This window comes from Pseudomonas sp. FP1742 (assembly GCF_030687145.1).
Lineage (GTDB): Bacteria > Pseudomonadota > Gammaproteobacteria > Pseudomonadales > Pseudomonadaceae > Aquipseudomonas > Aquipseudomonas frederiksbergensis_D.
This window is the reverse complement of the sequence record NZ_CP117460.1, coordinates 5,026,347-5,038,922: the sequence shown is the minus strand read 5'-3', so window position 1 is coordinate 5,038,922 and position 12,576 is coordinate 5,026,347. Positions and strand designations below refer to the sequence as shown.

Annotated in this window: 13 protein-coding genes; 9 read left to right on the top strand and 4 right to left on the bottom strand. The window is 58.8% G+C overall.

The window, feature by feature from the left end; all coding sequences use genetic code 11:
- Positions 1–33 precede the first annotated feature (33 nt).
- Complete coding sequence (locus PSH64_RS22865) at positions 34–1,416, top strand: MFS transporter (RefSeq protein WP_105346323.1); 1,383 nt, start codon at positions 34–36, stop codon at positions 1,414–1,416.
- A 65-nt stretch (positions 1,417–1,481) separates the two neighbouring features.
- Here PSH64_RS22865 and PSH64_RS22860 read toward each other — a convergent pair whose 3' ends face one another.
- From PSH64_RS22860 to flgA, 4 genes are all read right to left on the bottom strand, one after another.
- Positions 1,482–2,228, bottom strand: a complete 747-nt coding sequence (locus tag PSH64_RS22860; RefSeq protein ID WP_305478778.1) for a flagellar brake protein — start codon at positions 2,226–2,228, stop codon at positions 1,482–1,484.
- Between the two features lie 88 nt (positions 2,229–2,316).
- Positions 2,317–2,784, bottom strand: coding sequence for a flagella synthesis protein FlgN (locus PSH64_RS22855; RefSeq protein ID WP_105346320.1), 468 nt, complete (start codon positions 2,782–2,784; stop codon positions 2,317–2,319).
- Between the two features lie 48 nt (positions 2,785–2,832).
- On the bottom strand, positions 2,833–3,159 hold the full coding sequence (gene flgM / locus PSH64_RS22850) for a flagellar biosynthesis anti-sigma factor FlgM (protein WP_105346318.1): 327 nt from the start codon (positions 3,157–3,159) through the stop codon (positions 2,833–2,835).
- A gap of 167 nt (positions 3,160–3,326) precedes the next feature.
- A complete protein-coding gene (gene flgA, locus PSH64_RS22845) occupies positions 3,327–4,088 on the bottom strand; it encodes a flagellar basal body P-ring formation chaperone FlgA (protein ID WP_305478775.1) in 762 nt (253 codons plus the stop codon).
- A gap of 81 nt (positions 4,089–4,169) precedes the next feature.
- On the opposite strand from flgA, the gene PSH64_RS22840 reads away from it, so the two are divergent.
- The 8 genes from PSH64_RS22840 (at position 4,170) to PSH64_RS22805 (ending at position 12,564) form a co-directional block, all read left to right on the top strand.
- Entirely contained in the window at positions 4,170–5,102 is a 933-nt protein-coding gene (locus PSH64_RS22840) for a chemotaxis protein CheV (protein ID WP_305478773.1), read from the top strand.
- Between the two features lie 46 nt (positions 5,103–5,148).
- Positions 5,149–5,976 (top strand): protein-glutamate O-methyltransferase CheR, encoded by an 828-nt coding sequence (gene cheR / locus PSH64_RS22835; protein WP_030131810.1) that lies wholly within the window; start codon positions 5,149–5,151, stop codon positions 5,974–5,976.
- A gap of 365 nt (positions 5,977–6,341) precedes the next feature.
- Complete coding sequence (gene flgB / locus PSH64_RS22830) at positions 6,342–6,749, top strand: flagellar basal body rod protein FlgB (RefSeq protein WP_007937506.1); 408 nt, start codon at positions 6,342–6,344, stop codon at positions 6,747–6,749.
- Between the two features lie 3 nt (positions 6,750–6,752).
- On the top strand, positions 6,753–7,196 hold the full coding sequence (flgC, locus tag PSH64_RS22825; protein ID WP_007937507.1) for a flagellar basal body rod protein FlgC: 444 nt from the start codon (positions 6,753–6,755) through the stop codon (positions 7,194–7,196).
- 16 nt (positions 7,197–7,212) lie between these two features.
- Complete coding sequence (flgD, locus tag PSH64_RS22820; protein ID WP_105346308.1) at positions 7,213–7,938, top strand: flagellar hook assembly protein FlgD; 726 nt, start codon at positions 7,213–7,215, stop codon at positions 7,936–7,938.
- A 31-nt stretch (positions 7,939–7,969) separates the two neighbouring features.
- A complete protein-coding gene (gene flgE, locus PSH64_RS22815) occupies positions 7,970–9,283 on the top strand; it encodes a flagellar hook protein FlgE (RefSeq protein ID WP_305478768.1) in 1,314 nt (437 codons plus the stop codon).
- Positions 9,284–9,514: 231 nt separating this feature from the next.
- Positions 9,515–11,254 carry a type I secretion system permease/ATPase gene (locus PSH64_RS22810; protein ID WP_305478766.1) on the top strand — a complete coding sequence of 580 codons (1,740 nt, stop codon included), beginning with the start codon at positions 9,515–9,517 and terminating at the stop codon, positions 11,252–11,254.
- Complete coding sequence (locus tag PSH64_RS22805) at positions 11,254–12,564, top strand: HlyD family type I secretion periplasmic adaptor subunit (protein ID WP_305478764.1); 1,311 nt, start codon at positions 11,254–11,256, stop codon at positions 12,562–12,564. The genes PSH64_RS22810 and PSH64_RS22805 overlap by 1 nt, the downstream gene beginning before the upstream one ends.
- Positions 12,565–12,576: the final 12 nt, after the last annotated feature.

Genomic DNA, 12,576 nt, shown 5'->3' with positions numbered 1-12,576 from the left:
GATACTCACTGCAAGGAGCCGCTCGGAACGCCGATGCGCCAAATCCTGAAATCCTTTCGAGGACTTTATTTCGCCTCGCTGATGATGTTGATCGGCTCGGGCCTGTTGAGTACCTACCTTGCCCTGCGCCTGGCGGCCGATAAAGTCGACAGCCTGTGGGTCGGCGCGTTGATGGCGGCCAACTATTTCGGCCTGGTGCTGGGTGGCAAGATCGGCCATCGGCTGATTGCCCGGGTCGGGCATATTCGAGCTTATTCAGCCTGTGCCGGGATCGTCGGCGCGGCGGTGCTGGGCCATGGCCTGGTGGACTGGCTGCCCGCGTGGTTGTTCCTGCGGGTGATCGTCGGCCTGGGCATGATGTGCCAGTACATGGTGATCGAAAGCTGGCTCAACGAGCAGGCAGAAGCCAAGCAGCGTGGCGTGGTGTTCAGCGGCTACATGATCGCCTCGTACCTGGGGCTGGTGCTGGGTCAGCTGATTCTGGTCATGCACCCGGGACTGGGGCTGGAACTGTTGATGCTGGTCGCGCTGTGCTTCGCCCTGTGTCTGGTGCCGGTGGCCCTGACCCGGCGGATTCACCCGGCGCCTCTGCACCCGGCACCGATGGAGCCACGGTTCTTCATCAAGCGCGTGCCGCAGTCACTGAGCACGGTATTGGGGTCGGGGTTGATCGTCGGTTCGTTCTACGGTCTGGCGCCGCTGTATGCCTCGCAGCAAGGGTTGTCCACGGAACAGGTCGGCCTGTTCATGGGGAGCTGCATTTTTGCGGGGCTGGTGGTGCAGTGGCCGTTGGGTTGGCTGTCCGACCGTTATGACCGGGCACTGTTGATCCGCAGTTTTGCGTTCACCCTGGCACTGGCGGCGTTGCCGCTGGCGATCATGCAGCAGGTGCCGCTGGAGGTGCTGTTCATCGCCGGATTCCTCTGCTCGTTGGTGCAGTTCTGTCTGTACCCGTTGGCGGTAGCGTTCTCCAACGACCACGTCGAGGGTGATCGCCGGGTGTCGCTGACGGCGATGCTGCTGGTGACCTACGGCGTCGGCGCGAGTATCGGACCGCTGGTGGCCGGGGTGTTGATGAAGTTGTTCGGCAGCCAGATGCTCTATGCCTTTTTCAGCTTCTTCGCGCTAGTGCTGGTGTGGCGAATCCGTCCGAAAGCGGTCACCAACCTGCATCAGGTGGACGATGCTCCGCTGCATCACGTGGCCATGCCGGACAGCATGTCGAGTTCGCCACTGGTGGCGTGCCTTGACCCGCGAGTCGATGAGCAAGTGGTGCAGGATCAGATGCAGAACCCGGTCAACCCGGAGCCTGATGTCGATCCGGATGCCGAGCCCGAACCAGAACCTGAAACAGTTTCGGAATCAGAAGACCCGGACGCAGGTCGCGAGCAAAGTTTTACCGAAGCGCGGCCTTGATCCAGGCATAAAAAAAACGGGCAGTCACCGCAAGGGGCTGCCCGTTTTTTTATTGGCGGGGCGTATCAGAAGTCGTCTTTGTCGAAGCGCCGGGCTTCGCGTTGCAGCTGATAGACGAACCGCTCGACCTGCCGTTGCACCAGGCCGCTCATGTTGTGAAAGCGCACGCCGGCGAAGGTGGTGTTGATCTTTTCTTCAAAGTGCAGGTAACGCAACTCGACCGGTGCCGTCATGCTGCCGAAGGGCAGGGCGGCGATGAAACGGTCGTAGACCTGGCCTAATTGCAGCCTGGCGGTGATGTCACCGTCGAAGCGCAATTTGCAGCCAGTGGCGGAGATGTCCAGCAGTTTGCCACCAATAGGCGACTTGAGTTTGTCACCCCCCAGCTCGACATTAACCAGTTGTGCCAGCTTCAACGCAGCCCGGAAAGCATTGCGGCGCTGGTGGTAAACCACCTCATCGGGCAGCGAGCCACGGTAGCAGCGACCATCACCGGATTCGTCGATAGTCAGCGGGCCGTTGCTTTCCCACGCGATGCGCACGCCATCGTGGAAACCTTCGACCTTGAACGGTTCACCGGCCAGCAGAAAGCGTTCGCCGTCGCGGGGGATCATTTCGTCCAGGGCGATCATGTTGCTGTTACGATCGACATCCACCAGATAACTCTGGAAGCGCTGGCTGCGCTCGTGGAACGTGATGATCAGCGGGTCATGGCTGTCTTGCAGCTGACGCAGGTTGCCGGAGATTTCCAGGGGCGTGGTGAGCACCTTGGGTGGCTGCGGAGCATCTTCCGCGTTTAAGGCATTGAACACGGGGTATCAATCTCCAGACAAATATGACTACTAGCCAGCATTCTGCCAGCATGTTTCGCGTCTTGATAGAGCGTGCTCATTGAAAGGCTCAAGCCTGACTGAGCGGGCGTGGCTTGGCGAGCTTGGAGGTTGATCCGCGGGCATCGTAGAGCGCTGGCGGCTCACCGCCGGTGAGGATTTTCAGCTGGTTGGCCGTGGCGGCCTGCTGCACCAGAATCGACTGGCCATTGTTGGTATTGGTGCTCTGGCACTGGGCCAGGAGGTCGGTCAGCACGTCGCTCTGTGCCAGCAAATGTTCACCAATGCTCGACTGGCTGGCGAGTTGCTCCAGGCCCTGGCGATTGGTCGGCAGATTGAGGCTGACGAGGATTTCACTGCGTTTGCGGCCATGCTGTTCGAGCAGAATGATCAATGCCTGTTTACGCGCCAGAATCTCTTCAAGCAGTGGCATGTCGCGACCGTGCAAGGCGAGGGACTCGGTTTGCAGCAGTTCCAGCAGTTGTTGCGCCGGGGCAAAGTCGTCGATGATCAGTTGCAGTAAATGAGTGTCGTGCATGGCTGGCCTTGGGTTTTAAGCGTCCAAAAGCCTGGCGCGGGCCGTGGCCTAGCGCTGGGCTTCGAAGTTGAGCAGTTTGCTGGCTACACGGTTGCTGTCGACCTTATAGCTGCCATCGGCAATCGCTGCTTTCAACTCGGCCACGCGGGCTTTGTCGACGGCAGGCTGATCGCGCAGCTTGTCAGTGACCTTCTGCAACTGTTGAGCCTCATTGCTGAGGTGTACCGATTCCCCGCTTTTGGTGGTACTGGCCTGTTCGGCCGGGGTATTCAGCGGCGCGGATTGGCCGGCTTCGGCGGTTTCCTTCGCAGCGCTGGTACGTGTACTGCCCGTAAGTGACGAGGAGCTGTTTAAACGACTGAAATCGATGACCATGACAAAAAACCTCTGGGTATTTGGACGCTTGCCATGTTTTCGGCTATTTCCCAAAAAACTTTAGGCCCATTTATCAATGAGCTTGCATGCGCCAGCGCATGTCCTGCATGCGGCACAGTTTAGGCAACCGCCAGACGGCGCGCCATCACTTCACAAACACAGAGCCCTTACATGGCTACTTCCACCTGGCCGGGCGCGGTGACTTGCGCCTTGATGACCCGCTGGGAGTTAAGGTTTTTGACGCGAATCTGTTCGCTCAGGCCACCGTTGGACAACGCTTCACCCGGCATGCGCACACTGAGCGTACCACTGCGGGCGGTAATCACCACCTGGTCGCCCTTGCGAACCACTTCCGCCTGTTCGAGATGCACCAGCGTAATGATCTGATCGGCGACCATTGGTCGGGTAAGTTTTTGCCCGATCGCCTGATCGACAGAAGTCAGAAAACCCTGGTTTATCAGGCTGACATCGCGCTCGCGCAGGGTTACGTCCTGAGGTTCGATAATCCCTGTGCGCTTGAGCGGACGAGTGGTCGTCACGATGTCGCGAAACAGCTTCACTTGAGCGGGCACGAAGACGGTCCAGGGTGCGGCGCCCTCGCAGCGAACCTTGACCGTGACCCGGCCCAGAGGCCTTGCCGGGCTCTCGAGGGTGGCAGTCAATTCCTTGTCGCACATAGGCATGCGCAGGCGCGGATCGAGCTGATTGACCTGGATTTCGTAGCGACCTTGCGTTTGACTGCTGGCCAGATAGTCCTCTACGGTGAATTCAAGAAAGCCCTGGGTGACGCCGATAAGCATGTCAGGCAAGGTAACCGTATCAGCAAGGGCAGGGCTGCCAGCGTTGAACAGGCAAACGGCCGACATCGCACAGAGCAATCTGCGGCAGGTTGATGTCAGGCGTCGGAAAAATGTCGGTTCTGTGTTCATAAGAGTTAAAAAGCAAGCGCCGTGCCGTTTCGTGATGAATGTGCGTCGCAACACACTTAGCGTTGGTGTAGGAGTCTTGGCATGGCTGGTGTAATGGATTCGGTGAACCAGCGCACGCAACTGGTAGGGCAGAATCGCCTTGAGCTGTTGTTGTTCCGTCTCGACGGCCAGCAGCTGTATGGGATCAACGTGTTCAAGGTTCGTGAGGTGCTGCAATGCCCCAAGCTGACTCTGATGCCCAAGTCCAGTCCTGTCGTGTGCGGCGTGGCGAATATTCGGGGGGCAACCATTCCGATTCTGGATCTGGCGATGGCGACCGGTTCCGGTCGGTTGCTGGACCAGAGCAATCCCTTCGTGATCATCACGGAGTACAACACCAAGACCCAGGGTTTCCTGGTTCGGTCGGTGGAGCGCATCGTCAACATGAACTGGGAGGAGATTCATCCGCCACCCAAGGGCACGGGGCGCGATCACTACCTGACGGCTGTGACTCGGGTCGACAACCAGTTAGTCGAAATCATCGACGTCGAGAAGGTGCTGGCGGAAGTGGCGCCGACGCCGGAAGCGATTTCGGTGGGCGTGGTGGATGTCGAGACTCAGCACAAGGCATTGTCCTTGCGGGTGCTGACGGTCGATGACTCGTCGGTGGCGCGCAAGCAGGTGACCCGTTGCCTGCAGACGGTCGGTGTCGAAGTGGTGGCGTTGAACGACGGTCGGCAAGCGCTGGATTACCTGCGCAAACTGGCCGACGAGGGCAAGAAGCCGGAGGAAGAGTTCCTGATGATGATCTCCGACATCGAGATGCCGGAGATGGACGGGTACACCCTGACGGCCGAGATCCGCGCCGATCCGCGCATGCAAAAGCTCCATATCATCCTGCATACTTCGTTGTCGGGAGTGTTCAATCAGGCGATGGTCAAGAAGGTCGGTGCCGATGACTTCCTGGCCAAGTTCCGTCCTGATGACCTGGCATCCCGGGTAGTCGACCGGATCAAAGCAGCAGATAACAGCTAGAGGCCTTCTGCCCCTGGCGGTCAACACGATTTAAGAGGCGGTATCTTTGTCTACGGGTAATTTGGATTTCGAACAGTTCCGGGTATTCCTGGAAAAAGCCTGTGGCATTTTGCTCGGTGAAAACAAGCAATATCTGGTCTCGAGCCGTCTCAACAAACTGATGGAACAGCAGGGCATCAAATCGCTGGGCGAGCTGGTTCAGCGCATCCAGACCCAGCCGCGCAGCGGTTTGCGCGAGATGGTGGTGGATGCCATGACCACCAACGAAACCCTGTGGTTTCGTGACACCTATCCGTTTGAAGTCTTGAAGAACAAGGTATTGCCGGAAGCGATCAAGGCCAGCCCCGGCCAGCGCCTGCGGATCTGGTCGGCGGCGTGTTCGTCGGGTCAGGAGCCGTATTCGCTGTCGATGTCCATCGATGAGTTCGAACGGGTCAACATGGGCCAGTTGAAGATGGGCGTGCAGATTGTTGCCACCGACCTGTCCGGCACCATGCTGACCAACTGCAAGACCGGCGAGTACGACAGCCTGGCCATCGGCCGCGGTCTGTCGCCCGAGCGCCTGCAGCGGTACTTCGACCCCAAGGGGCCGGGGCGCTGGGCGATCAAGGCACCGATCAAGAGTCGGGTGGAATTTCGCTCGTTCAACCTGCTGGACAGCTACGCGAGCCTGGGCAAGTTCGACATCGTGTTCTGCCGCAACGTGCTGATCTACTTCTCCGCCGAGGTGAAGAAAGACATCCTGTTGCGTATCCACAGCACGCTCAAGCCGGGCGGTTATCTGTTCCTTGGCGCGTCCGAAGCGCTGAACGGTTTGCCGGATCATTACCAGATGGTCCAGTGCAGCCCGGGGATCATTTACAAGGCGAAGTGATTCAAAAGCGGCAGGCATAAAAAAACGGGAGTCCTTAGGGGGCTCCCGTTTTTTTATGCCTGATGATTTCCCTGTACCTACAACAATCCAATGTGGGAGCGGGCTTGCTCGCGAATGCGGTATGCCAGTCAAAGCAAATGTCGACTGACACGACGCCTTCGCGAGCAAGCCCGCTCCCACATTGGATAGTCGTTGCCAGTTACAAGCGGCAGAAAAGCGGCAGGCGGCGGAAATCGGTTGCCGCTTTTCTGGCATTGCCGTCTTGCCATCGCCGGCAAAGCCCCGGTTTACGGGCTTTTTTGAATTGGCACGCCGCTTGCTATGTTCACGTTACGAAAAATCAGGTCACCCGAAGGTTTCCCGACATGAGCATCAGCTTCGATAAAGCGCTCGGTATCCACGAACAAGCCCTGGGCTTCCGCGCTCAGCGTGCCGAAGTCCTGGCCAACAACATCGCCAACGCCGACACCCCGAACTACAAGGCTCGGGATCTGGACTTCTCGAAAGTGCTCGCCGAGCAGAACGAGAAAACCAAAAACGGCAAGTTCGCCTTGAGCATGACCAACAGCCGTCACATCGAAGCTGAGGGTTTGGGCAATGGCGACGAGTCGCTGATGTATCGCACGCCGATGCAACCGTCGATCGACCAGAACACCGTGGACGCCCAACTGGAACAGTCGAACTACGCGGAAAACGCGGTCAACTTCCAGGCCAGCTTCACCCTGCTCAACAGTAAATTCAAAGGGCTGGTGTCAGCCCTGCGCGGAGAGTAATCCATGTCTCTATCCAGTGTTTTCAACATTGCCGGTAGCGGCATGAGTGCCCAGACCACTCGCTTGAACACCGTGGCCTCGAACATCGCCAACGCCGAAACCGTCTCGTCGAGCATCGACCAGACCTATCGCGCCCGTCATCCGGTGTTCGCCACCATGTTCCAGGGCGGCCAGAGCGGCGGCAGCGATTCGCTGTTCCAGAACCAGGACGCAGCCGGTCAAGGCGTGCAAGTGCTGGGCGTGGTCGAAGACCAGAGCAACCTTGAAGCGCGCTACGAGCCGAATCATCCGGCTGCCGATGCCAAGGGCTACGTCTACTACCCGAACGTCAACGTCGTCGAAGAGATGGCCGACATGATTTCCGCGAGCCGTTCGTTCCAGACCAACGCCGAAATGATGAACACCGCCAAAACCATGATGCAGAAGGTCCTGACCCTCGGTCAGTGATAAGGGGCGACTTTCGATGAGTGTTACCGATACCACCAGCGGCGTAAGCATCAAGGATGTCCTGGCCAACTCTTCGGTCAAGACCAGCACGACCTCCAGTGACGGTCTTGCCGCGGCCACCAGCAGCGCCACCGGCAGCAAGGCGCTGGGCAAGGATGCGTTTCTGCAACTGCTGGTCACCCAACTGAAAAACCAGAACCCGCTCGATCCTCAGGACAACAGCGCGTTCGTGGCTCAGTTGGCGCAGTTCAGTAGCCTGGAAGGCATCACCACGCTGAACCAGACTGTCAGCGGTATTGCCGGCAACTACAACTCGTCGCAAGCCTTGCAGGCTTCTTCGCTGGTGGGCCGTTCGGTCATCGCGCAGACCGACAAAGCGGTGGTCGACACCTCCAAGAGCCTCAACGGTACCGTGGTGGTGCCGACATCGGTTTCCGCAGCCACCGTCAAGATCACCAACTCGGCAGGCACGGTCATCCGCACCCTTGACCTGGGCAGCCAAAGCGCCGGCAACACCAGTTTCATCTGGGACGGCAAGGACAGTTCGGGCGCGGTGGCACCGGCGGGTACTTACACCTTCGGCGCAACGACCACCATCGATGGCACGAACACCTCACTGATTACTTACCTGCCGGCAACGGTCAACAGCGTGACCATCAGCCAGACCGGCGGTGAGTTGATGTTGAACCTGGCAGGCCTGGGCAGCGTTGCCCTGTCCAAAGTGCAAACCATTGGTATATAGAGCCGACTAACACGGCACAAAGGAGTGGAATATGTCTTTCAATATCGGCCTTAGCGGTCTCTATGCAGCCAACAAACAACTGGACGTGACCGGCAACAACATCGCCAACGTCGCGACCACCGGTTTCAAATCGTCCCGTGCAGAATTCGAAGACGTGTACTCGGCCACTCGCCTGGGTACCGGCAGCAAAACCATCGGCAACGGCGTACGCCTGGCCAACGTTTCCCAGCAGTTCAGCCAGGGCGACGTGAACAACACCGGCAACGTGCTGGACATGGGCATCCAGGGTAACGGCTTCTTCATCCTCAGCGACAACGGTTCCCTGAGCTACACCCGTGCCGGTGCGTTCAAGACCGACGCTCAAAACTTTGTGGTTGATAACAACGGCAACCGACTGCAGGGTTATGGCGTCGATGCCAACGGCAAGATCATCAACGGTGTGTTGACTGACTTGAAGATCGATACCTCGAGCTTGAAGCCGAATCCGACTACCAAGGTTGATCAGACGATGAACCTGAACTCGGCGGAAACCACGCCGACCGTGGCCCCGTTCAGCCCGACCGATACCAACAGCTATAACAAGACCATCTCCACCAAGGTCTACGACAGCCAGGGTAACGAGCACACCATGGACCAGTACTACGTGAAAACGGGTACCAACGCGTGGCGTGTCTATACCTACATGGACGGTCGCTCCCCGGCCAACCCTGCAACCACGCCTCCAGTGGCGATCACTGCTGACATCACTTTCAACTCCGACGGCAGCATCAACACGCTGACAGCCGGCGCTGGCTGGACCAAAACCGGCAACACGCTGACCATGACTGGTTGGGTGCCAGGAGCTGTGATCAATGCCGCCGCCATTCCGCCGACCTGGGGCCCGAACGGTTCCGTCGCTGCCACTGGCGGTATCGCGTTCAACATGGCGCTGACCACCTCTTACAACTCGCCAACCGCCCGTACTGCCCAATACCAGGACGGCTACGCCACCGGCCAGATCTCCAGCCTGACCATCGACGCCAGCGGCGTCATGACCGCCAACTTCAGCAACCAGCAAACCAAGGCCATCGGCCAGGTGGCGGTGGCGAGCTTCGCCAACGAGCAAGGCTTGCAGCCAATTGGCGGTACCCGCTGGAAAGAAACCTTCGCCTCCGGTGTAGCCGGTGTCGATGCACCGAAGACCGGTACCCTGGGTTCAGTCGTGTCCAACTCGCTCGAAGAGTCCAACGTCAACCTGACCAACGAACTGGTTGATTTGATCAAGGCGCAGAGCAACTACCAGGCGAACGCGAAGACCATCTCCACCCAGAGCACCATCATGCAGACCATCATTCAGATGACCTGATGTGATTCGATAGCTCTAAAAAACCGATGCCGCAAGGCGTCGGTTTTTTTATGCCCGATAGAAAAGCGGTCGAGCAGGTTTCTACCGTTCGTCGGGTCTGTCTGGTGCGGAACTTGCACTCTCGGCGAGCGCGGGTCGATACGCGTCAAGTTTCTTTCGGCCTGCGTCATAAAGCCAGAACACGCGTTCGGCGACATGGAAGCCATGCAAAACCCTAGGGATGGAACACCAGTGAAAAGTCATAAAGCCGTCAGTGCGCCTGTTGTGGCGCTGCAACTGAAATCGGTATTGCGTCAGGGTTTGATCGGCGCGGCAGTGTTTTCCGGCGTGATCAATATTCTGGCGCTGATCGGCCCGGTGTTCATGCTGGAAGTCTATGACCGGGTCATTCCCAGCCAAAGTATCCCGACGCTGGTCGCCCTGGGGCTGCTGGTGCTTGGTGTCTATGCGTTGTCCGGCCTGCTGGACATCGTGCGTTCACGGGTCATGGTCAGAATCGCTTCGTCCCTCGATCTGGCGTTGTCTTCCAGAGTCTTCAGCGTCATTTCCGGTGCCTCGTTGAAAACGCCGATTACCGGGGATGCCTTGAAACCCGCGCAGGAGCTGGATCAGATCCGTGGTTTCATCAGTGGGCCAGGACTGGTGGCCTTCTTCGATCTGCCATGGATGCCGGTCTATCTGGCCGTCTGCTTCTATATCCACCCGTCGTTCGGCTGGTTGACCACTGCGCTGGTGATTGTCCTGATCGCCTTGACGATCATGACCGACCGACAAACCCGAAAACTGACGCAAGCCTCGGCCGAGGCGTTGAACAAGCGCAATCATCACGGCCAACAGTCCCACCAGAACGCCGAAGCGCTGGCAGCCATGGGCATGGTCGACAATGCGTCGACCATTTGGCAAAACCACCACAGCACGTACACGACCTTGCAGAGACGCTCGGTGGACATTGGCAGTTTTTTTGGTGGTATCTCGAAAAACCTGCGTCTGGCCGTGCAGTCGGGATCGCTGGCCCTTGGTGCTTATCTGGTGATCAAAGGTGATCTGAGCGGCGGCACGATGGTCGCCGCTTCAATCATCGTCGCCCGTACGCTGGCGCCTGCCGAGCAAGTCATTGCCACCTGGCGCAGCTTGCTGGGCGCGCACATCGCCTGGAAGAAACTGCTGGAAGTCTTCAGTCTGTTTCCCGATCAGCAGAGCAAGACTGAACTGCCGGCGGCTCATCGTAATTTGCAGGTGGAAGGGATTTTCGCCGCGCCTCCTGGTGGCCAGCGGCTGACGCTGCAAAACGTCAATTTCACCGTGGCGGCTGGCACGGCTGTCGGCGTGGTGGGGCCGAGTGCCTCGGGCAAGTCTTCATTAGCCCGCGTTCTGGTGAATGCCTGGCGCCCCGCGCGCGGACATGTGCGGCTCGATGGCGCGCCCCTCGATCTGTTGACGGACCAGGCTCGAGGCAAGTTGATTGGTTACCTTCCACAAAGCGTGGGCCTGTTCACCGGCACTGTCGCCCAGAACATCGCACGGCTGGACCCATCGGCAGCGGACAGTGCGATTGTTGCCGCCGCCCAACTGGCGGGTGTTCACGAGTTGATTCTGCAATTACCCCAGGGCTACGAAACCCAGGTCGGTGAGGGTGGCGTCAATCTGTCCGCCGGCCAGCGGCAACGCGTTGCCCTGGCACGAGCGTTGTTCGGCGACCCATTTCTGGTGGTGCTCGACGAGCCCAATTCCAACCTCGATGCCGAAGGCGAGCATGCGCTGGCCAGGGCGATCCTGGCGGTCAAGGCACGAGGCGGCATTGTTGTGGTCATCGCCCATCGCACCAACATCCTGTCAGTGATCGATCAAGTGCTGATTCTGGAAAACGGCGCCCAGGTTGCCTTCGGGCCTAAAGAATCCGTGCTGAGAAAACCCGTGCCACCGGCCTCCCGGCCCACAACCAATGTCGTGGAAATGGGAGTGTCCAACTGATGCATAACGATCAAGAAAGTACCCTGAGCCATTCGTTGTCCCGCCACTTGCGCCTGGGTGTGATCTCGCTGGTGGTATTGCTCGGCGGCGGTCTGACCTGGGCGATCTGCACCAACCTGTCCGGTGCGGTGATTGCCACCGGCACCCTCGCAGTGGAAGGCAGCGTCAAAAAGATCCAGCACCCCACCGGCGGTGTAGTCGCCGAGTTACTGGTCAAGGAAGGCCAGCAGGTAGCGGCGGGAGATGTCTTGCTGCGCCTCGATGCCACCTTGCAAGCGGCCAGTCAGGCCATCGTGAGCAAGTCGTTGAATCAAGCGTGGACACGCCAGGCGCGCCTGGAAGCCGAACGCGACAATGTCAGTGAAGTGGCAGTGCCGAAAGAACTGCTCGCACGCATGAGTACCGATCAGGCGCGCGTGGTCATGGCCAGCGAACAGCAATTGTTCCTGGACCGGCGTGCGTCCCGCGAAGGCCAGAAGAAGCAATTGCGCGAACGGGTCCAGCAACTCAACGAAACCATCGTAGGCCACGACATCCAGCAGAAAACCAAGTCCGAAGAAATCGAGCTGATCGACAAGGAATATCAAGCGGTCAAAAAGCTCTTCGACAAAGGCCTGATGACTCTGGATCGGGTTAATGCCCTGGCCCGTGGCATCGCCCGGCTGCGCGGTGAACGCGGGCAGCTGATGGCCTCCATTGCAGAAGCGCGGGGCAAGATCGCCGAAACCGAGCTGCAGCGGCTTCAAGTCGATCAGACCTTTCGCAGCGAAGTCTCAGAGGAATTGCGCGACTTGCTCGCACGCCAGGGCGAGTTGATCGAGCGTGAAATCAGCGCCAATGATCAGCTCAAGCGAATCGACATCACCTCGCCCATTGCCGGGCGGGTACAGCAATTGGCCGTGCACACCGTGGGCGGGGTGATTTCCCCGGCTGAAGGCTTGATGCAGATCGTGCCGGCTGATGATGAGTTGTTGGTGGAGGCGAAGATCAGTGCGCAGGACATTGATCAGGTGTCTCTCGGTCAGGACGCCACGTTGCGCCTGAGTGCTTTCAATCGCAGCACCACTCCCGAGTTGAGCGGCACCGTGGTTCGCCTCTCGGCGGATCTAATACAGGACGAACGCACGGGTGTTGGCTTCTACCGCGCGGGCATCAGAATTCCTCAGAGCGAACTGACAAAGCTTCAAGGGCTGGCCCTGGTGCCGGGCATGCCGGTGGAGTCGATGATCAAGACAGGCTCCAGAAGCGTCATTTCTTATTTGCTCAAACCAATCAGTGATCATGCTCAGCGGGCATTCCGGGAAGGGTGATGCTCAGCTGAA

Bases quoted from the DNA above. Each gene is read 5' to 3' on its own strand.
- PSH64_RS22865 (WP_105346323.1), top strand. From the start codon at position 34: ATGCGCCAAATCCTGAAATCCTTTCGAGGACTTTATTTCGCCTCGCTG.
- PSH64_RS22805 (WP_305478764.1), top strand. From the start codon at position 11,254: ATGCATAACGATCAAGAAAGTACCCTGAGCCATTCGTTGTCCCGCCAC.
- flgA (WP_305478775.1), bottom strand. From the start codon at position 4,088: ATGAACACAGAACCGACATTTTTCCGACGCCTGACATCAACCTGCCGC.
- flgE (WP_305478768.1), top strand. From the start codon at position 7,970: ATGTCTTTCAATATCGGCCTTAGCGGTCTCTATGCAGCCAACAAACAA.
- PSH64_RS22840 (WP_305478773.1), top strand. From the start codon at position 4,170: ATGGCTGGTGTAATGGATTCGGTGAACCAGCGCACGCAACTGGTAGGG.
- flgD (WP_105346308.1), top strand. From the start codon at position 7,213: ATGAGTGTTACCGATACCACCAGCGGCGTAAGCATCAAGGATGTCCTG.
- flgB (WP_007937506.1), top strand. From the start codon at position 6,342: ATGAGCATCAGCTTCGATAAAGCGCTCGGTATCCACGAACAAGCCCTG.
- flgC (WP_007937507.1), top strand. From the start codon at position 6,753: ATGTCTCTATCCAGTGTTTTCAACATTGCCGGTAGCGGCATGAGTGCC.
- PSH64_RS22855 (WP_105346320.1), bottom strand. From the start codon at position 2,784: ATGCACGACACTCATTTACTGCAACTGATCATCGACGACTTTGCCCCG.
- flgM (WP_105346318.1), bottom strand. From the start codon at position 3,159: ATGGTCATCGATTTCAGTCGTTTAAACAGCTCCTCGTCACTTACGGGC.